Consider the following 18,862-nt stretch of genomic DNA (forward strand, 5'->3'; position numbering starts at 1 on the left):
CGCCCGCCCGATTCGCCGGCCAGGCACACGGCCAACCGCACCGCCCAGCCGTCATGGCGCGACTGTACCTGCAATCGGCCCTCAGCGGACACCGTGGTCAACCTCGCGCGGCAGCGGTGGCAAACCGCGATCAGCGCCAGCCGTCGGCCGCCTCGATCGCCTGCAGCAGTGCGTCGCACAACTCGCGCAATTCGGCCTTTTCGGCGCCTTCGTCAAGCGCCGTGGCGACGTCTTCTGCGGCGCACCGCACCTGATAAACACGGTCGGACAGCTCGGCGGCCTCTCGGGCCGACAGCACCACCGCATCGGCTGGCAGCGCGTTGACTCCGCTGATCGAGGCCCGCTGTTCGTAGGCCCGTTGACGACAAGATTGCCGACAGTACTGTCGCCGCCGGCCCATCCCGCTATCGGCGACGTCACGACCACACCAGCGGCACGGCTGGGATCTGCTGCGACGCGTCACGCCTGAAGACTGTAACGGTGCGCGCACCGCGATCCCGGTATCATGGGTGGTCGCGTCGCGTTGCCCGGCGGCAATGGCGCACGGGAACGCGTGAGCCTGTCAGAGCGTTGTCAAGCCGAAGAGAAATTAGCTCAGAGGAGTTCGGAGGAGTAAGCCCATGGCTGATCGCGTCCTAAGGGGTAGTCGCCTCGGCGCCGTGAGCTACGAGACTGACCGCAACCATGACCTGGCGCCACGCCAGATTGCGCGGTACCGCACCGAGAACGGCGAGGAATTCGAGGTTCCATTCGCCGACGACGCCGAGATCCCCGGTACCTGGCTGTGCCGCAACGGTATGGAAGGCGTACTGATCGAGGGCGACCTGCCGGAGCCGAAGAAGGTCAAGCCGCCGCGCACGCACTGGGACATGCTGCTGGAGCGGCGCACGATCGAGGAGCTCGACGAGCTGCTCAAGGAGCGGCTGGAAATCATCAGGCAGCGCCGTCGCGGTAGCTGACGGCCTGACAGCACAATCTGCTAGCGCTTGGAGCTGCTGGGCGCGGTAGTGGCTGCGCGGCGTGATCGGCCGTCCAGCCGCCCGTTGATCCCCCACTGGGCGACCTTCACAATCGCTTCGCGGATATTGGATCCGCTCATTTTGGACACGCCGAGTTCGCGCTCGGTGAACGTGATGGGCACCTCGACAACGGTGAAGCCGTTGCTGATCGTGCGCCAGGTCAGGTCGATCTGGAAGCAGTAGCCCTTGGAGTCCACCGCCGACAGGTCGATGGTCTCCAGCACCTCGCGCTGGTAGGCGCGGTAACCGGCAGTGATGTCGTTCACGCCGATGCCCAGCATCAGCCGCGAGTAGGTGTTGGCCACCTTGGACAGCGCGACTCGCCGCCACGGCCAGTTGCGCACCATTCCGCCGTCGATGTAGCGCGACCCGATAGCCAGATCGGCGCCGGCATCGACGGCGTCGAGCAACCGGTGCAGTTCCTCAGGTGCGTGGCTGCCGTCGGCATCCATCTCCACCAGAACCGAGTACTGCTGCGCCAGTCCCCAGCCGAAACCGGCCAGGTAGGCCGCGCCGAGCCCGTCCTTGGTGGTGCGGTGCATGACATGCAGCCAGTCGGGGTTCGCCGAGGCCATTTCGTCGGCGAGTTGCCCGGTTCCGTCCGGGCTGTCGTCGTCGACGACAAGTACGTGCACGTCCGGACGGGCCTGGTGCAGCCGCTGCAGGATGAGGGGCAGGTTCTCCCGCTCGTTGAAGGTGGGGATGATCACCAGAGTGCGCTGGCTGGGACGCTCACCCGTAGCGCCGGATGTCGACTGGCCGGTGGTCATGTCGCTCCTTTGTCTGGCCCGGACCGGGCTGCATGTCGCCCGCCTGCGGCGGGGGTTTCGTCATCATCCGCATCGGACGCGGCGTCTTCACCGTCGTCTGGCGGGGCGTCGGATCGGTCGCCAGGCGCAATCGAGTCGTCGGTGGACCGGCTGCGCTTGGGACGCGGGAACCACCCATTGTGCCTTATGGCGGCGAGCACTACCGCCACGGCGGCTCCCACCAGAACCCATTGCACGATCGGTCCCAAGCCTGCGGCCGGCGTCGTCGTGGTCTTGAGCCGCACCTGGTTGTCCAGGTAGGCGGGCACGAAGAAGTCGGTGCGTACCAGCTCGCGGCCGTCCGGCGCGACGACTGCGCTGATCCCGGTGTTGCTGGCGACGACGACGTAGCGGTCGAGTTCCACAGCGCGAAGCTTGGCGAAGGCCAGCTGCTGCTCGCTCATCCGCTGGTTGAAGTTGGCGTTGTTGGCGGGCACGGCCAGCACCTGCGCGCCGTTGTGGACGGATTCGCGCAGGGCGCGGTCGAAGATCACTTCCCAGCAGGTGGCCACGCCGACGGGAACGCCAGCAGCGTGCACCACTCCGGCGCTTTCGCCGGGCACAATATTGCTCGCCCAGTCGGCCAGCGCGGTGAGATGGCGGAAGAATCCCCGCCAGGGGAGGTACTCGCCGAACGGCTGCACGATCTGCTTGTCGTGGCGCTCGCCCGGCCCGGTTCTCGGGTTCCACACGATCACCGTGTTTCGGGCGGCCGGTTTGGCGCCGGCCGCGCCAGGAACGTCGGTCAGCGTGCCGACCAGGATCGGCGCTCCGATCGCGTCGACGGCAGCGGTGATCTGCTGGGCGGCGTCCGCGTTGAGCAGCGGGTCGATTTCCGAGGCGTCCTCGGGCCAGACGACGAACTGCGGTTGCGGTGCGCGACCGGCATGGACGTCTTCGGCGAGCCGGATGGTTTCCCGGACGTGGTTGTGCAGCACCGCCAGCCGTTGCGCGTTGAAGTCCAACCCGAGTCGGGGGACGTTGCCCTGCACTGCGGCGACGGTGACGGTTGGGTCATTGTCGGCCCCCGCCCCGGAACGCCGGACCGGCGGCCACACGATGATGCTGGCCAACAGCACCAGGCAGATGCAGATCCCGGGCAATACGACCGCGGGAGGCGCTTCCGCGGTGTCGGTGGCTCCGGCGGCGGTGGCTCCGGTGGTGCGGCTGTGTCCCCACCACGCCACGATTTCCAGCGTGATCGCGGTCAGGCTGCAACCGGTCAGCACGATCGCAGTCGACAACACCGACACGCCGCCGAGGCGGACCAGCGGCAGAAACGGTCCCTCGGTTTGGCCGGCAGCCACCACGCCCCACGGAAACCCGCCGAAGGGCACCGTGCATTTCGCCCACTCCTGGGCCGCCCACAGCAGCGCGAACCAGATAGGCCAACCGGGCAGTCGCCGTACCACCACGGCCAGCAGGCCGAAGAGGGCGGGAAACACTGCGCACACGATGACCAGCGCTGTCAATGGCATCGCGCCGACGAGGTCGGCGATCCAGGGCAGCAAGGACAGATAGAACACCAGCCCGAACAGATAGCCGTATCCCAGGCCGCCGAGCAGTGTGGTGGCCGGGCGGGTGAGGACCCAGGCCAGCAGCGCGAACGCGACGATGGCGGCCCACCACCAGTTGAAGCTCGGGAAGCTGGCGCACAGCAGTAAACCGGCCGCGACCGTCATCGCGAGCCGCGGCAGCCGAGGCAGCAGGGCCTTGACCAAGCGTGGCAGCAGCACGGTGCGCAGCCAGCCAAGGATCGCGGCGCCGAGGTCAGCCAGTCGCTGTCGCGGTGCTACCCGCTGGCCGTGGTCTGCTTCTTCTGACGAGGCGGCGTCGTCGTCGACCGCAGTCTCGTGCCGACCGTCGGGGGTGTCGTCGGTTCCGGCATCGTCGTCAGCGACGTCGGTGCCGGTGTCGTCGTCACCGATCGCCGGGATGATCTCGGTGACGTCGTTGAACCGCCCGCCGCGAGGCAGCCACTTGGGTGTCCTAGCCATAGATGACCGCACCCCGGTGAACCGTTTGCCGACAACGCGGCAACGTATCGGTCGGGCCCAGCCGTGGCAATGCGGGTGTCCGCGACCGCGGGTCGGTTGACCACCGCTGCACCGCATCGTCGGGAGCGCTCACGTCGAGTTCATCGACCTCCCAAACCGCGTAAGAGGCGGGCGCTCCGGGAACCAAGGTGCCCGTCAGGCCGTCACGCACTCCGGCGGCACGCCAGCCGCCGCGGGTGGCGGCAGCAAACGCGGCCCGCGTGGATACCGCGCTGCCCGGAGTGCGGTGAGCGCTGGCCGCGCGCACGGTAGCCCAGGGGTCCAAGGCCGTGACCGGAGCGTCGGAACCGAACGCGAGAGGCACGCCTTGCGATGCTAACAGCGCAAACGGGTTGAGCCGGGTGCCTCGGACGATCCCGAGGCGGCGGGCATACAGCCCGTCGTCACCGCCCCACAGCGCATCGAAGTTGGGCTGCATGCTTGCGATCACTCCCCATGCGCCCAGCTTGGCGGCCTGGGCAGCGCTCACCATCTCGAGGTGCTCCAAGCGGTGCCCGCAGCGGGCGACGGCCGTGACGCCGAGATCGTCGACGACCCGTTCCAGTGCGCCCACCGCCGCCGAGACAGCGGCGTCGCCGATGACGTGAAAACCGGCCGTCACACCCGCCTCGGTGCACGCCCGCACATGAGCGGTGATCGCATCGGAGTCGAGATAGCAGACCCCCGTGCAGTCGGGGGCGTCGTGGTAGGGCGCGTGCAGCCACGCGGTGTGCGAGCCGAGAGCGCCGTCGACGAACAGATCGCCGGCGAGCCCATGGGCGCCGGTGGCCTCCACGACGGCCCGGGCTTGGGCTGGGCTGGTGACAGCTTGGCCCCAGTAGCCGATCACCTCGACGGCGTGGTTGGTGTTGCGCAGCTGATGCCAGTCGTCGAGACCGCCGATGTCCGGGCCGGCACATTCGTGCACGGCGACGATGCCGGCCGCGGCGGCGGCGTTCAGAGCCGCGGCTCGGGCCTCACCCAGCTGCGTCGTCGTCAACAGGTCGCGCGCCGTAGCGCGGGCCAGGTGATGGGCGTCGCCGGACAGCGGCTGCTGTGCGGCTGCAGAGCGCCCGGCCGGCAATCCGGGGATCAGCCGCCGCAGTCCGGTCGAGGCCAGCGCGGAGTGCGCGTCGATACGGGTCAGGTAGGCGGGCCGGTCGCCGAGCGCGGCGTCGAGGTCGGCGGTTGTCGGTGGTTGGTTTTCCGGCCATGCGGATTCGTCCCACCCGTGACCCCACAGCGGCTGGCCCGGGTACGCGGCCGCGTAGTCGGTGATCAGCTTTAGACAGTGCCGACGCGAGGTCGCGCACCGCAGATCCAGCCCGGTGAGCGTGAGGCCCGTGGCGGTGAGATGCACGTGGCTGTCGACGAATGCGGGTGCGACGAAGCCGCCGTCGAGGTCAGCGACGTCCGCGTCCGGGAACTGGTCGCGACCGACGTCGTCGCTACCCAACCAGGCCACGACGCCGTCACGCACCGCCATCGCGGTGGCCTCCGGGTGCGACGGGCTGTGGACGCGGCCGTTGACCAGCAGCCGTACCGGGGTCGGCATCACACGGGCGAAACTACGGGTTGGGGCGCGGCTGGGCGGGCGGCCCGACATCGGTGACGTCGAGGACCTCGCCGTCGATGACGTCGCGCTGCGCGGACCGGGACCGCTGCTCGGCGAGCGTGGTGAGGATGACCAGCGGACGGCCGACACCGCGGGCCGCCAGCGCGGCCACCAGCGGACGTGCCACCGCCCGGGTCGCAGGCAGCAGAAGCAGCAGTCCGGCTACGGTGCTGACCAGTCCCGGGACCACAACCAACACAGCGCCCAACGCAACGAGCACGCCATCGGTGAGCGCATCCGGCGACCGCAACCGGGCCAGGTAACGCTTGACTTGGGAACCGGCCACCGCGATGCCGCCAACAAAGGTGACCAGCAGTATCAACAGCGTCCATCCGATGCCGATCGTCCAGGCCAGAGCCACCACCGCCGCGAGCTCGATGACCACGTAGGCGAGAAAAAGCCGCGAGACCATGTGAGGCCAACGTCTGTGGGCGGCGTCGAAGTTCCACAACCGGCAGGCCGCTGCAGTTAGATAAGCGTCATGACGACCATCGAGATTGACACCCCGGCCGGTCCCATCGATGCGCTGTTGAGTGTTCCCGACGGGCAGGGTCCGTTTCCGGGCGTCGTGGTGATTCACGACGCGATTGGCTACGAACCCGACAAGCGGCAGATCTCCGATCACATCGCGGCGGCGGGATATGTGGCGATCACGCCCAATCTGTTCGCGCGCGGCGGCAGGGCTCGCTGCTTGATGAAGGTGTTTCGGGACCTGTTCAGCAAGCAGGGTGCCGCGTTTGACGACATCCTGGCCGCCCGCGACTACCTGCAGTCACGACCGGAATGTTCGGGCCGGATCGGCATCGCCGGCTTTTGCATGGGCGGACAGTTCGCATTGGTCATGGCCCCCAAGGGGTTTGGCGCCTCGGCACCGTTCTACGGCACACCGCTCCCCCGTCACCTCGACGAAGCCCTCGACGGCGCGTGCCCGATCGTGGCCAGCTTCGGGAGCCGCGACCCGCTCGGGATCGGCGCACCCAATAAGCTGCACCGGCTTCTCAACCACAAGGGCATCCCCAACGATGTGAAGGTCTATCCCCGCGCCGGGCACAGCTTTGCCAACAAACTGCCCGCCCAGCCGCTGTTGCGCATCACCGGTTTCGGCTACAACGAGGCGGCCAGCCAGGATGCCTGGGCGCGGGTATTCGCATTCTTCGGCGAACATCTGGGGAAGGCCGCGCCGGCGTAGCGCGGCTGCAGCTAACGGGCGGGCCGCAATTCCAGCCCGACGTTATTTTCCATGCCGCCGCGCAATTTACTGAACCAGTTGAATACTCGCCCGAGAATGCCGTAGCGCTTGCCGATGGCGTCGTAGACGGCAGCCGTGTGCGACTTGTCCAGGATGGCTGCGGTCGCTTCGACGGGGTCGGACTTCGGCCGCCCACGCACATCGCACGCCGCCAGCATGATCTGCGGATTGTTGCGAATTCGCTTGACTTTCCACGACTTTTCTTCGGTGATAACCAGCAGGCGATCGCGGTCCGGGGCGGCCCAGATCGGCGTCGGCTTGGGCCGGCCGTCCTTGGTGAAGGTAGTCAGCAAGACGTAACGCGATTTCGCGATGTCGGCAAAGGTGGGTGGCATACCGCTAGCCTTCCAAGTCGCCTTCGGTTTCCAGCAGTACCTGGCGCAATCCGTCGAGGGTGGCCGGTTGCGGGTCGCTCCACATGCCGCGGCTGACGGCTTCCAGCAGCCGTTCGGCCATCCCGTGTAGCGCCCAGGGGTTGGATTCGGCCATGAATTTGCGGTTTTCGGCGTCCAGCACATAGCGCTCGGTGAGCTGCTCGTACATCCAGTCGGCCATCACATCCGTCGTCGCGTCGTATCCGAACAGGTAGTCCACCGTTGCGGCCATTTCGAACGCGCCCTTGTAGCCGTGGCGGCGCATCGCCGTCATCCAGCGCGGGTTGACCACCCGGGCACGGAATACCCGGATGGTCTCTTCCGAGAGTGTGCGTGTGCGGATCGTGTCGGGACGGGTGTTGTCGCCGATGTAGGCAGCCGGGGACTGCCCGGTCAGCGCGCGCACGGTGGCCACCATGCCGCCGTGGTATTGGAAGTAGTCGTCGGAGTCGGCGATGTCGTGCTCGCGGGTGTCGGTGTTCTTGGCGGCGACGGCGATGCGCCGGTATTGGCGGTTCATGTCGTCGGCCGCCGGCCGGCCGTCGAGGTCTCGGCCGTAGGCGTATCCGCCCCATGCGGTGTACACCTGCGCGAGGTCGGCGTCGTCACGCCAGTTGCGGCTGTCGATAAGCTGCAACAGGCCGGCCCCGTACGTGCCCGGCTTGGATCCGAAAACCCTTGTGGTGGCGCGTCTCTGGTCGCCGTGCTGCTGGAGGTCGGTTTGGGCGTGCGCGCGTACGTAGTTGTCCTCGTCGGGTTCCTCGAGTTCGGCGACCAGCCGCACGGCGTCGTCGAGCATGGTCACCACGTGCGGGAACGCGTCGCGGAAGAACCCAGAGATTCGCACCGTCACGTCGATGCGGGGTCGGCTCAGTTCCGTCAACGGGATGGACTGTAAGTTCACGACCCGTCGTGACGCGTCGTCCCAGACGGGTCGGACACCAAGCAGCGCAAGGACTTCGGCGATGTCGTCGCCAGCAGTGCGCATCGCCGACGTGCCCCACACGGAAAGGCCAACCGACCGCGGCCAGCACCCGTAGTCGTCGCGGTAGCGGGCAAGCAACGAATCTGCCAGTGCCACACCGGTTTCCCACGCCAGCCGAGACGGCACCGCCTTGGGGTCGACGGAGTAGAAGTTGCGCCCGGTGGGCAGCACGTTGACCAGGCCGCGCAGCGGCGACCCTGACGGCCCGGCCGCGATGAACCGGCCGTCCAATGCCCTGAGCACTTGGTCGATTTCGTTCGCCGAACCGGCCAGCCGGGGCACCACTTCGCTCGCGGCGAAGCGCAGCACGGCCGCCACCTCGGCATTGTCGGTCAGCCGCTCGACCGCGTCGGGATCCCAGCCGGTGTCCTGCAACGCTTGTAGCAGTTCGCGGGCTTGGCCTTCGGCCTCGTCGACGGAGATGCGCTCGTCGCTGCCGTCCTCGGCAAGCCCCAGCGCCTGGCGCAGCCCGGGTACCGACGCGTGGCCGCCGAAGAGCTGCCGGGCCCGCAGGATCGCCAGCACCAGGTCCAGTTCTTGCTGGGCTTCTGGAACCTGCCCCAGGATGTGCAGGCCGTCGCGGATCTGGACGTCTTTGATCTCACACAGCCACCCGTCGACGTGCAGCAGCATGTCGTCGAACGAGTCGTCTTCGGGGCGTTCGGTCAGCCCGAGGTCGTGGTCCATCTTGGCGGCCCGGATCAGCGTCCAGATCTGTTGGCGGATCGCGGGCAGCTTGGCCGGGTCCAGCGCGGCGACGGCGGCGTGTTCGTCGAGCAGTTGCTCCAATCGGGCGATGTCACCGTATGTTTCGGCGCGGGCCATCGGCGGGATGAGGTGGTCGACGAGTACCGCGTGGGCACGCCGTTTGGCCTGGGTGCCTTCGCCCGGGTCGTTGACCAGGAACGGGTAAACCAGCGGCAAGTTGCCCAGCGCGGCGTCGGAGGCGCAGGCCGCCGACATTCCCAGCGTCTTGCCCGGCAGCCACTCGAGGTTGCCGTGCTTACCCAGATGCACCACCGCGTGGGCGTTGAATCCGGTGTCCAGCCAGTGGTAGGCGGCCAGATAGTGGTGGCTGGGCGGCAGATCCGGGTCGTGGTAGATGGCGACCGGGTTGTCGCCGAAGCCGCGCGGCGGCTGGATCATCAGCACCACGTTGCCGGCTTGAATTGCGGCGATGACGATTTCGCCGTCCGGATTGTTGGTCCGGTCGACGAACAGCTCACCGGGCGGCGTGCCCCAGTGTTTTTGGACCGCGTCGGTGAAATCAGCGGGCAAGCTCGCGAACCAAGCGCGATAGTCCTTGGCGGACACCCGGATTGGGTTGCCGGCCAGCTGGCCGGAGGTGAGCCAGTCCGGATCCTGGCCGCCGCGTTCGATCAGCGCATGCACCAGCGCGTCGCCGTCTTGGGCGTCGACGCCGGGGATGTCGCCAATCCGGTAGCCGTGCTCACGCATGGCCCGCAACAGCTTGACGGCGCTGGCCGGGGTGTCGAGACCAACCGCGTTGCCGATTCGGGCGTGCTTGGTCGGATACGCCGAAAACACGATCGCCACCCGCTTGTCGGCGGCTGGGGTGCGGCGTAACTGGGCGTGCCGAACCGCGAGCCCGGCGACTCGGGCGCAGCGCTCCGGGTCGGCGACGTAGGAGATCAGGCCTTCCTCGTCGATTTCTTTGAACGAGAACGGCACTGTGATGATGCGGCCGTCGAATTCCGGCACCGCGACCTGGCTGGCTGCGTCCAGCGGGCTGAGCCCGTCGTCGTTGTCGTGCCATTGTTGTCGCGAGCTGGTCAGGCACAATCCCTGTAGGATCGGGATATCAAGGGCGGCAAGGTGTTCGACGTTCCATGAATCGTCGTCGCCGCCGGCTGCGGCTTTGGCCGGCGTAACTCCTCCGGCAGCCAGCACGGTGACCACCATTGCGTCGGCTTGGGCCAATTTCGCCAGCATGTCGGGCTCTGCGGTGCGCAGCGATGCGCAATACACCGGTAGCGGTCGACCGCCTGCGGCTTCAATCGCGTCGCACAGCGCTTCGACGTAGGCGGTGTTGCCGGCGAGCTGCTGGGCCCGGTAGTACAGCACCGCGATCGTCGGGCCGATCGCAACCGCGGCGGAGCCGGGGGCAGCGGGTCGGCCAGCATCAAACCGGCCGGGGATGGCGGCTGCGGCGAACGCGCGCTCCAGCACACCCCACATCGGTGTGCTCACCGGCGGGCTGAACCCATACCCGGTCATCATCAACGTGTCGGAGAGGAACGCGTGCAGTTGGCGCAGGTTGGCCACCCCGCCCTGGGCCAGGTAGATGTGCGTCTGCACCGCGATCCCCGCGGGCACTGTCGACCGCTCGGTCAGGTCGGCGTCCGGTGACTGCTCCCCGCTGACCAGGATCGCCGGCACCCCGCTGGCCAGCACTGTGTCGATGCCGTCCTGCCAGGCCTGGTAGCCGCCGAGTAAGCGGACAACCGCAATGTCTGCGCCGTTGAGCAACTCGGGCAGCTCATCGCGCAGCAGCCGCGCCGGGTTGGCCCACCGGTAGTTGGCGCGGCTGGCGCGCGCGGTGATCAGGTCGGTGTCGGACGTCGACAACAACACCACGGTCGGCTCGGGCACCCGTCATTCGTACCGCATACTGCCGGGACAGCTCCGATGTGGGTGCCAGGCGGTGCGCACGTCCAAGTCAAAAATCGTGGGCTGACACAGCAGTTCGCAGTGCCGTTCCGGCGTTCACCGAACCAGCTCGGCTCACGCTTCCGTTAGGTCACAAACGCGGGCAGGATAGGGCCCGCGGTCCTATCAGGACGAGAAGGGAGCGCGCATGGCAATGGCCCGAGTGAGATGGCCATCGCGACGCGATGGTGTGCGGCATATCTTATTCATGTCATTGCTTGCCTTGGCAGGATTGGCGATTGCCGCGCTCGCGTTCACGCCGTGTTCGGCCACCGACATGCCGGGTATAGCTTCGTTCACCGGGTCCTGGCACGCGCACGCGTCGCGACTCACCATCAACAACGATGGGTCGGGTCGGCTGACGTATGCCGACATCTCGGCCTGCCCAGCCGCGTGTTCTGGGCACGACGACTATGCCGACGCACCGCCCGCCAGCGTGAACTTCATGCTGACGTCAGTCTCGGGTGGCACCGCCACCGGGAACGTCAAAGCTGCCTCGAATCTGAGCAATCACACCGTGGGCGAGCCGGTGACGATCAAGCTCGTCACCGGCGTCGGTGCCCCGTTCACCGGGCCGCCGGCATCCGTTTCAGGCAACAACGGTGTGGCCCTTCAAGTCAGCATGGGTTCGATGCGGGACTGGAATTTCTGCAACGACACCACCCACAACTACTGCGGCGGCTAGGATTTGCGGCGTCGAAGGCAATGCGGCTGTTAATCGGAATTAACCGCCCTAACCCTCCACCACTCGCACCGTGCCGACAGCAGCGCTCTGCCGACGGCACCAAATCCGGCGCCAGTTCCGCCTGATGGTTGACTGCAGTAGTGCAACGTAAACCAGAACTCGCCCGCCGCTTCTACGATCGCTTCGAACCCATTCATGCCGTCACCTACTTCGCGCCCGAGGCGCGCGCCGCCTTGGACGCGTTGGGCTATCGCGGATTCTGGATGGGCTACTTCGCTGCGCGGTCGGCGCCGCTGGGGCCGGTGCCGCCGCCCGTTGTCACGGCGCTGTTCTACAACTTCGCGCCGGCGCGCGTAGCCAAAGCCCTTCCCGCGGCGTGGGACATCGCCGGCCCGCAGCTGGCGCTGCAGGCTCGTGAAGAGTCCGCGGTGGCCGCGCTACACCGATACGGCGTGCACGGCGACGACGAGAATATCTGCGCTGCAGTCGAATTAGTCGTCAAAGCGGCGCAGGCAGCGTCCGTGGACGGTCGGGCGCTGTATGCGGCAAACCTGGCGCTGCCCTGGCCGACCGATCCGGTGGCCGCGCTGTGGCATGCGACCACTCTGCTGCGCGAGCATCGCGGCGACGGCCATGTCGCGGCGCTGGCCGCCGCCGGGGTCTCCGGGCGGGAATCCAATGTGCTGCATGCCGCGGCCGGAGCGGTGCCCGCGGACTACATCAAACGCACCCGCCACTACGAGGACGCCGAGTGGCTCTCCTGCCAACAAAGCCTCGCCGACCGCGGACTGCTGAATGGCGACGGCTCGCTTTCTGCCGCCGGCATCGAGATCAAACACCACGTCGAGGACACCACCGATGCGCTGTCGCTGCGCGCGTTCGACGGTCTTGACGACGATGAAATCACAACGCTGCTCGACGCTTTGACGCCGATCGCCCGCACCGTGATCGCCGGTGGCGACATGCCGGCCACCACACCGATGAGCCTGCGGCGTGATTTCTGATGGACTAGGTGTCGCTCAACGCAGCGACGACAGCACATCCACCTCGGCGAAGGAACTGATCCAGCGGTGCGGGGACCGCGGCGCGTTCGGCTCGCCAGGTCGGGTCACGCCGAGCACCGACCAGCCGGCGGCCGCTGCAGCGTCGAGTTCGTCGGCGAGGTCGGACAGCAACAGAATCTGCTCCGCGGGCCGCCCGATGGCTTCGGCGATCTTCCGGTAGGACGCAGCGTCGCGTTTCGGGCCTGCGGTGGTGAGGTCGAACCAGCCGCTGATCAACGACGCCAGCGACCCGCCGCGGGCGTGAGCGAACCAATCTTGTTGGTTGCGCACTGAACCCGAGGAGTACACGCAGAGCGCGATGCCGGCGTCGTGCCACGCGCTCAGTGCGGGCGGCACGTCGTCGAAGAATTCGCCGTGCAGGGCGCCGCTGCGGAAACCTTCGGCGCAGATCAGACCTTGCGCGATTTTCAGTGGCTCTGCTTTCACATCCGAATCCAGCCAGCCGCGCAAGATTTCGGCGATCTCCGCGGTGTCGGCGTCGGGTTGTCCGGCGAGCTCGCGGGTGGCGGCGATCACCGATGAAGCTGCACCATCACGGTTTTCGGACAGCCACTGCGCAAGGCGCTTCCTGGTATAGCCGTACAGATCCTCCCGCACCGAGCGGGCGGGACTGGTGGTGCCCTCGATATCGAGAACGATGGCCGCGATCATGCCGCAACGAGCTCGTCCAGCGTCGGGAAGCGTTCGCCGATGGTGTCACCGGTGAAGTCGCCGATCCAGCCGTCCTCGTGCTCGAAAAACCGGACCGCTACGAAATCGGGGCGCTCACCCATGTCGAACCAGTGCCGAGTGCCGGCCGGCACCGACAGCAGGTCACCGCCCTCGCACACCACCGCAACCACTTCGCCGGGGAGATGTAGGTAGAAGCAGCCGCGGCCGGCGGCAAAGAAGCGCACTTCGTCCTCGGCGTGGCGATGCTCGGAGCGGAACTTGTCCCGGGCGGCCGCGGCGAGGTCCGGCCATCCCGGGTCGCTGTCATCCGGGTGCAGCCGCGCCACGTCGACGAACTTGTAGCGACCGTCGGCGTTCAGTTCGGCGATGCGCTCGTCGTAGCCGGCCAGGATTTCGGTGGTGGGCATGGTCTTGTCGAGGCCGGGCAATGCGGGCCAGCGGTCGAAAACGATGTCGCGTTTGGCGAGCTCAGCACCGATCTCGCCTGGGTCGTCGGTGCGCAACCGCACGTCGGCGGCGTCGCCGTCGGCCATCACTTGCAAGAGGGTCATCTCGCTTCCTCCCGGTGGGTTCCGATCTCGCGGCGACCGCTCAGCGTCGCCAGCTCGCACATGGCCTCCAGGCATTCCACGCGGTCGCGGGCCTGTGCCAGGTCGACGCCCCAGGCGGTGACGCCATGTCCGGCGACGAAAAGCACCGGCGGCGCTTCCGGATGCTCGGTCAAATGGCGCTGGATGTCGGCGCCGATGTGGGCCACGTCAGCGTGGTTGTCAAACACCGGGATGTCGATGGTGTCCGTTGCTCCGAGTCCCTTGATGAGTTCATAGCCACTGAACCGCAAGGCAGCTGGTGCGTCGATCGACTGGGTGGTGGCGTGGGGCGGGTGGACATGAACGACCGCCTGGGCGTCGGTGGCGCGGTAGATGGCGGTGTGGATCGCAGTCTCCGCCGAAGGCCGTCGCGTTCCCGAAACTTGCTGGGAGTCAGCGATATTCACTGTTACCAGGTCGCCCGTCGTGAGCTCTCCTTTGGACAGCCCGCTGCCGGTGATCAGCGCGGTCTGGCCGATACGCACCGAGATGTTGCCTGCGGTGCCTGGCATCCAACCGCGGGCATACAGTTCGCCTGCGATGCGCGGGATTTGGCCCGTGGCAACATGGTTGGCATCGTCGATGACGCCGTTTTCGGTGACCACGGCGGTGACGAGCTCTGCCGGGGTGACGTCGAACGCGGGATTGAACACCGCGGTGCCGGTCGGTGCGGTGGCGACGTCAACGAGATGGGTAATCTCCGCCGGGTCGCGCTCTTCGACCACGATGCCGTGTCCGGTCGCGGTGGCCAGATCGCGAGTCGATTCGGGTGCGACGACGATGAACGGGATGCCGTGGCGGTGAGCGGCCACCGCCAGTCCGTACGTACCGATCTTGTTGGCGACCGACCCGTCGGCGCTGATCCGGTCGGCGCCCACCACCACGCAGTCCACCTGTCCGGTGGCCATCGCCCACGCCGCGGCCGAGTCGACGGCCAGCCGGTGCGGGATTCCGGCCTGGGCAAGCTCCCAGGTCGTCAGCCGGGCTCCCTGCAGCAGCGGGCGGGTCTCGTTGACCAAGACCTCGTCGATCGCATCGCGGGTATGCAGTACCTGTAGCGTGCCCAGCGCCGTGCCGAAGGTGGCCGTGGCCAGTGGCCCGGTGTTGCAGTGGGTGAGGATCCGTAGCGGCCGGTCCGGGCACAACCGCTGCACCAGATCGGCCGCATGAGTGGCGGCGGCCCGGTTGACGCGGTCGCCCTCAGCGAGGATCTCGAGGGCCTCGTCCAGCACCGCCTGGGCGCCCTGCGGCAGCTTGGCCAAGGCGCGCTGCACACCCCAGGCAAGGTTGGCGGCGGTCGGTCGTGCCGAGGCGATTCGGGCGGCTTCGGACGCCACTTTCTCGGCGTCACCGTCGTACGTGAACGCCGCCAGCGCCACACCGAACGCCCCGGATAGCCCGATCGCCGGAGCCCCGCGAATGGCCAATGTCTGGATCGCCTCGATGAGCTCATCGACCGTCGTGATCCTTAGCCAACGCAGCTCGTGCGGAAGCGCACGCTGGTCGACGGTGACCAGCGCCCCGTCCACCCATGTCATCGGGCTTTCAGCCATGGTCGCCTCGCTCAAGCCGGGCTTCAACCGCTGTCACTCGCAGTATTGAACGCCGAGTTGCGCCGCATACCAGATTTTCCCTCCCGCCGATCCCGGGCTGCCACCAGGGCGGCGGATGGGGTCATCCGCCTGCGGCCTGGTGCACCGGGTTCGTGTCGGCAAGGTTTGACCGAAGCGGTTGGGACGCATGCGAATCCGACGCAACGCGTCGTTACGGGCTCACACGCTAAGCGGCAGTCAACCGATGGCATAAGGGTTTTCTTCCGTGTGACGCAATCTCGGTTGCGAGAAGCCCGTACCGTAAGCTCATGCCCAGAGCGCGTGACCGGGACCAGTGCCCTGGCGCCCTGCAGGTACACCGGGCCGCCGACGGCGCGCTGGTGCGGGTGCGGCTGCCCGGCGGGATGATCACGGCCCGGCAGTGGGCGGTGCTGGCCGACGTGTCGAGCCGGTTCGGGTCGGCGGTGTTGGAGCTGACGGCGCGCGGCAACATCCAGATTCGCGGCATCACCCACACGCAGGCGGTGGCCGGTGCGCTGGCCGAGGCCGGTCTGCTGCCGTCGGCGACGCATGAGCGGGTTCGCAATATCGTCGCCTCGCCGCTATCCGGGCGGGTCGGAGGCCGAGCCGATGTGCGGCGATGGGTGGCCGAGCTGGATGCGGCGCTCCAGGCTGAGCCGACGCTGACGGACTTACCGGGCCGATTCTGGTTCAGCATCGACGACGGACGCGGTGACGTGTCGGGGTTGGCGGCCGACTTGGGCGTGCATGTTGGCGACGACGGCGTCGCGCTGCTGCTTGCCGGGCGCGATACCGGCATTCGACTCGAGATCGACGACGTCGTTTTAACATTGGTGGGGCTGGCAGCAAGATTTGTCGCCGTTCGCGGAAAAGCTTGGCGGGTAATCGAATTGGCTGACGTCTCGGTTCTGCTGCCGGGTGTGGAGCTCGCTGCCGCCAAGTTTCCTGTGGTTCTTCGGCCGCCGGTGGGCTGGCTACCGCAGGACGACGGGCGCATCGCGTTGGGTGCGGCCGTACCGCTTGGGGTGTTGACCACTCGGGTCGCCGAGGTGCTGGCCGCGATCGAGGCGCCGCTGGTGGTCACCCCGTGGCGCTCGGTACTGGTGTGCGATCTTGACGAGGCGACGGCCGACGCGGCGCTGCGGGTGCTGGCGCCGTCGAGTCTGGTATTCGACGAGAACTCCCCGTGGTTGTCGGTCAGCGCCTGCACCGGCAGCCCGGGCTGCGCCCGGTCGGCCGCCGATGTGCGGGCCGACGCGGCGGCGTCGTTAGGTGGGGATTCCGGCGTGCACCGCCATTTCGTCGGCTGCGAGCGGGCGTGCGGCAGCCCGCCGGCGGGTGAGGTCCTGGTCGCGACCGCAGACGGCTACCGGCTGCTGCCGGGTCGCCGCCGGCAGAGCACGTCTTAAGGTGAGCGGGTGCTCGACTACGTTCGCGATGCCGCCGAGATCTACCGGCAGTCGTTCACGACCATTAGGGCCGAGGCGGACCTGACCCGGTTTCCCGCCGCCGTCGAGCAGGTCGTGGTCCGGCTGATTCACACCTGCGGTCAGGTGGACCTGACCGAGCATGTCGCCTACACCGACGACGTCGTCGCCCGTGCCGGCGGCGCCCTGAGCGGCGGAGCCCCGGTGCTGTGCGATTCCTCGATGGTCGCCGCCGGAATTACCCGGCTTCCCGGAGGCAACGAGGTGGTGTCTTTGGTTGCCGACCCACGGGCCGCTGAGCTGGCCGCTCGCCGGCACACCACCCGCTCGGCCGCTGGCGTGGAGCTGTGGGCCGATCGGTTGGCGGGCGCGGTGGTGGCCATCGGGAACGCGCCCACTGCTCTGTTTCGGTTACTGGAATTGGTGGACGAGGGCGTGCCCGCACCGGAGGCGGTGTTGGGCGGGCCGGTCGGCTTCGTCGGGTCGGCGCAGTCCAAGCAGGAGCTGATCGACCGCCCGCGCGGGATGTCGTACTTGATCGTGCTGGGCCGCCGCGGCGGTAGCGCGATGGCCGCCGCCGCCGTCAACGCGATAGCGGCGAGCACCCGGTGACGAAGCGCGGCACGCTGTTCGGCGTCGGGTTGGGGCCCGGCGACCCGGAGTTGGTGACGGTCAAGGCGGCCCGGGTGATCGGCGAGGCCGACGTGGTGGCCTATCACAGCGCCCGCCACGGCCGCAGCATCGCCCGCGGTATCGCCGAGCCGTATCTGCGGCCGGGCCAGATCGAGGAGCACCTGGTCTACCCGGTGACCACCGAGGGGACCGATCACCCTGGCGGCTATGCGGGCGCGCTGGAGGATTTCTATGTAGTGGCCACGCAGCGGATCGCTGCGCACCTAGACGCGGGACGCGATGTGGCGTTGCTGGCCGAGGGCGACCCGCTGTTTTACAGCTCGTATATGCATTTGCACACCCGGCTGACGCAGCGGTTCGACGCGGTCATCGTGCCGGGTGTGACGTCGGTCAGCGCCGCGTCGGCGGCGATCGCGACACCGCTGGTGGCCGGCGACGAGGTGCTGTCGGTGCTGCCCGGCACCTTGGGTGTCGCCGAGTTGTCCCGGCGGCTGGCCGACGCTGACGCCGCAGTGGTTCTGAAACTCGGACGCTCCTACCCTGCTGTGCGCGAAGCGCTTTCGCTGGCCGGCCGGCTCGATGACGCGTTTTATGTGGAGCGGGCCAGCACCACCGGGCAGCGGGTGCTGCCCGCCGCCGACGTCGACCAGACCACCGTGCCGTACTTTTCGCTGGCGCTGTTGCCGGGTGGTCAGTGCCGCCAAGCGCGAGCCGGCGCCGTCGCGGTGGTGGGCCTGGGCCCGGGACACACCGACTGGATGACACCGGAAAGCCGCCGCGAACTGGCCGCCGCCACGGACCTGGTCGGCTACAGCCCCTACCTGGATCGCGTCCCAGCCCGCGACGGTCAACGTCGTCATCCCAGCGACAACACCGACGAGGCGGCACGCGCTCGGCTCGCCTGTGCGCTGGCCGAGCAAGGCCGCGCGGTGGCGGTGGTGTCCTCCGGCGATCCCGGGGTGTTCGCGATGGCCACCGCGGTGCTCGAGGAGGCCAAGCAGTGGCCAGGCGTGCAGGTCCGGGTGATTCCCGCGATGACCGCCGCGCAGGCGGTCGCCAGCCGGGTGGGCGCGCCGCTGGGCCATGACTATGCGGTGATTTCGTTGTCCGACCGGCTTAAACCGTGGGACGTGATCGCGGCCCGGCTGTCGGCCGCGGCTGCCGCCGACATGGTGTTGGCGATCTACAACCCGGCCTCCAAGACGCGCACCTGGCAGGTCCCCGCCATGCGGGATCTGCTGCTGGCCCACCGCGACCCGGGCACCCCGGTGGTGATCGGCCGCGACGTGTCCGGGCCCGGTGAGCAGGTCACGGTGGTGCGGCTGGCCGATCTCAATCCCGCCGAGGTCGACATGCGCTGCCTGCTGATCGTCGGCTCGTCGCAAACGCAGTGGTATTCCTCAGAATCCGACGACCGCGTGTTCACACCGCGGCGCTACCCGTCATAGACCGGCGAGCAG

Annotated in this window: 17 protein-coding genes; 7 read left to right on the forward strand and 10 right to left on the reverse strand. The window is 68.0% G+C overall.

Translation table 11 applies throughout. The features are described 5' to 3' along the window. Positions 1–130: 130 nt before the first annotated feature. The gene (locus G6N15_RS21275) at positions 131–463 is read right to left on the reverse strand and encodes a hypothetical protein (RefSeq protein ID WP_083087375.1); all 333 of its coding nucleotides are present in this window, start codon (positions 461–463) and stop codon (positions 131–133) included. 157 nt (positions 464–620) lie between these two features. Between G6N15_RS21275 and rbpA the strand changes: the two genes are divergently transcribed. Further along, entirely contained in the window at positions 621–959 is a 339-nt protein-coding gene (rbpA, locus tag G6N15_RS21280; protein WP_083087376.1) for an RNA polymerase-binding protein RbpA, read from the forward strand. A gap of 20 nt (positions 960–979) precedes the next feature. Here rbpA and G6N15_RS21285 read toward each other — a convergent pair whose 3' ends face one another. From G6N15_RS21285 to G6N15_RS21300, 4 genes are read right to left on the reverse strand one after another with little or no spacing between them, the layout of a single operon-like run. Then, complete coding sequence (locus G6N15_RS21285) at positions 980–1,789, reverse strand: polyprenol monophosphomannose synthase (protein WP_083087377.1); 810 nt, start codon at positions 1,787–1,789, stop codon at positions 980–982. Then, positions 1,786–3,825, reverse strand: a complete 2,040-nt coding sequence (gene lnt, locus G6N15_RS21290; protein ID WP_083087378.1) for an apolipoprotein N-acyltransferase — start codon at positions 3,823–3,825, stop codon at positions 1,786–1,788. The genes G6N15_RS21285 and lnt overlap by 4 nt, the downstream gene beginning before the upstream one ends. After that, the gene (locus G6N15_RS21295; protein WP_083087416.1) at positions 3,818–5,419 is read right to left on the reverse strand and encodes an amidohydrolase; all 1,602 of its coding nucleotides are present in this window, start codon (positions 5,417–5,419) and stop codon (positions 3,818–3,820) included. The genes lnt and G6N15_RS21295 overlap by 8 nt, the downstream gene beginning before the upstream one ends. 13 nt (positions 5,420–5,432) lie before the next feature. After that, entirely contained in the window at positions 5,433–5,891 is a 459-nt protein-coding gene (locus G6N15_RS21300) for an FxsA family protein (protein WP_083087379.1), read from the reverse strand. Between the two features lie 69 nt (positions 5,892–5,960). Between G6N15_RS21300 and G6N15_RS21305 the strand changes: the two genes are divergently transcribed. Further along, positions 5,961–6,668 carry a dienelactone hydrolase family protein gene (locus tag G6N15_RS21305; protein WP_083087380.1) on the forward strand — a complete coding sequence of 236 codons (708 nt, stop codon included), beginning with the start codon at positions 5,961–5,963 and terminating at the stop codon, positions 6,666–6,668. An 11-nt stretch (positions 6,669–6,679) separates the two neighbouring features. On the opposite strand, the gene G6N15_RS21310 is transcribed toward G6N15_RS21305, so the two are convergent. Continuing rightward, positions 6,680–7,063 (reverse strand): PPOX class F420-dependent oxidoreductase, encoded by a 384-nt coding sequence (locus tag G6N15_RS21310; protein WP_083087381.1) that lies wholly within the window; start codon positions 7,061–7,063, stop codon positions 6,680–6,682. A 4-nt stretch (positions 7,064–7,067) separates the two neighbouring features. Next, the gene (cobN, locus tag G6N15_RS21315; protein ID WP_083087382.1) at positions 7,068–10,700 is read right to left on the reverse strand and encodes a cobaltochelatase subunit CobN; all 3,633 of its coding nucleotides are present in this window, start codon (positions 10,698–10,700) and stop codon (positions 7,068–7,070) included. 265 nt (positions 10,701–10,965) lie between these two features. On the opposite strand from cobN, the gene G6N15_RS21320 reads away from it, so the two are divergent. Together G6N15_RS21320 and G6N15_RS21325 are read left to right on the forward strand one after the other, a co-directional pair. Continuing rightward, a complete protein-coding gene (locus tag G6N15_RS21320; RefSeq protein WP_083087383.1) occupies positions 10,966–11,442 on the forward strand; it encodes a hypothetical protein in 477 nt (158 codons plus the stop codon). Between the two features lie 140 nt (positions 11,443–11,582). After that, positions 11,583–12,446 carry an SCO6745 family protein gene (locus G6N15_RS21325; RefSeq protein WP_083087384.1) on the forward strand — a complete coding sequence of 288 codons (864 nt, stop codon included), beginning with the start codon at positions 11,583–11,585 and terminating at the stop codon, positions 12,444–12,446. A 15-nt stretch (positions 12,447–12,461) separates the two neighbouring features. On the opposite strand, the gene mtnC is transcribed toward G6N15_RS21325, so the two are convergent. From mtnC to G6N15_RS21340, 3 genes are read right to left on the reverse strand one after another with little or no spacing between them, the layout of a single operon-like run. Continuing rightward, a complete protein-coding gene (mtnC, locus tag G6N15_RS21330; RefSeq protein ID WP_083087385.1) occupies positions 12,462–13,157 on the reverse strand; it encodes an acireductone synthase in 696 nt (231 codons plus the stop codon). Next, positions 13,154–13,729, reverse strand: coding sequence for a 1,2-dihydroxy-3-keto-5-methylthiopentene dioxygenase (locus tag G6N15_RS21335; RefSeq protein WP_083087386.1), 576 nt, complete (start codon positions 13,727–13,729; stop codon positions 13,154–13,156). The genes mtnC and G6N15_RS21335 overlap by 4 nt, the downstream gene beginning before the upstream one ends. Then, positions 13,726–15,321 (reverse strand): bifunctional S-methyl-5-thioribose-1-phosphate isomerase/methylthioribulose 1-phosphate dehydratase, encoded by a 1,596-nt coding sequence (locus G6N15_RS21340; RefSeq protein WP_083087387.1) that lies wholly within the window; start codon positions 15,319–15,321, stop codon positions 13,726–13,728. The genes G6N15_RS21335 and G6N15_RS21340 overlap by 4 nt, the downstream gene beginning before the upstream one ends. Positions 15,322–15,629: 308 nt before the next feature. Between G6N15_RS21340 and cobG the strand changes: the two genes are divergently transcribed. Genes cobG through G6N15_RS21355 form a run of 3 tightly spaced genes read left to right on the forward strand, consistent with a single transcriptional unit; the run spans position 15,630 to position 18,850 of the window. After that, positions 15,630–16,751: a precorrin-3B synthase gene (cobG, locus tag G6N15_RS21345; protein ID WP_083087388.1), complete on the forward strand. Its 1,122-nt coding sequence runs from the start codon at positions 15,630–15,632 to the stop codon at positions 16,749–16,751. 9 nt (positions 16,752–16,760) lie between these two features. Further along, a complete protein-coding gene (locus tag G6N15_RS21350; RefSeq protein ID WP_083087389.1) occupies positions 16,761–17,381 on the forward strand; it encodes a precorrin-8X methylmutase in 621 nt (206 codons plus the stop codon). Beyond that, a complete protein-coding gene (locus G6N15_RS21355; RefSeq protein ID WP_083087390.1) occupies positions 17,378–18,850 on the forward strand; it encodes a precorrin-2 C(20)-methyltransferase in 1,473 nt (490 codons plus the stop codon). The genes G6N15_RS21350 and G6N15_RS21355 overlap by 4 nt, the downstream gene beginning before the upstream one ends. Positions 18,851–18,862 lie beyond the last annotated feature (12 nt).

The organism is Mycobacterium noviomagense, assembly GCF_010731635.1.
Classification (GTDB): Bacteria; Actinomycetota; Actinomycetes; order Mycobacteriales; family Mycobacteriaceae; genus Mycobacterium; species Mycobacterium noviomagense.

Coding starts and splice junctions, on each gene's coding strand:
- rbpA (WP_083087376.1), top strand. CDS start 621: ATGGCTGATCGCGTCCTAAGGGGTAGTCGCCTCGGCGCCGTGAGCTAC.
- G6N15_RS21285 (WP_083087377.1), bottom strand. CDS start 1,789: ATGACCACCGGCCAGTCGACATCCGGCGCTACGGGTGAGCGTCCCAGC.
- lnt (WP_083087378.1), bottom strand. CDS start 3,825: ATGGCTAGGACACCCAAGTGGCTGCCTCGCGGCGGGCGGTTCAACGAC.
- G6N15_RS21295 (WP_083087416.1), bottom strand. CDS start 5,419: ATGCCGACCCCGGTACGGCTGCTGGTCAACGGCCGCGTCCACAGCCCG.
- G6N15_RS21300 (WP_083087379.1), bottom strand. CDS start 5,891: ATGGTCTCGCGGCTTTTTCTCGCCTACGTGGTCATCGAGCTCGCGGCG.
- G6N15_RS21305 (WP_083087380.1), top strand. CDS start 5,961: ATGACGACCATCGAGATTGACACCCCGGCCGGTCCCATCGATGCGCTG.
- G6N15_RS21310 (WP_083087381.1), bottom strand. CDS start 7,063: ATGCCACCCACCTTTGCCGACATCGCGAAATCGCGTTACGTCTTGCTG.
- G6N15_RS21320 (WP_083087383.1), top strand. CDS start 10,966: ATGTCATTGCTTGCCTTGGCAGGATTGGCGATTGCCGCGCTCGCGTTC.
- mtnC (WP_083087385.1), bottom strand. CDS start 13,157: ATGATCGCGGCCATCGTTCTCGATATCGAGGGCACCACCAGTCCCGCC.
- G6N15_RS21335 (WP_083087386.1), bottom strand. CDS start 13,729: ATGACCCTCTTGCAAGTGATGGCCGACGGCGACGCCGCCGACGTGCGG.
- G6N15_RS21340 (WP_083087387.1), bottom strand. CDS start 15,321: ATGGCTGAAAGCCCGATGACATGGGTGGACGGGGCGCTGGTCACCGTC.
- cobG (WP_083087388.1), top strand. CDS start 15,630: ATGCCCAGAGCGCGTGACCGGGACCAGTGCCCTGGCGCCCTGCAGGTA.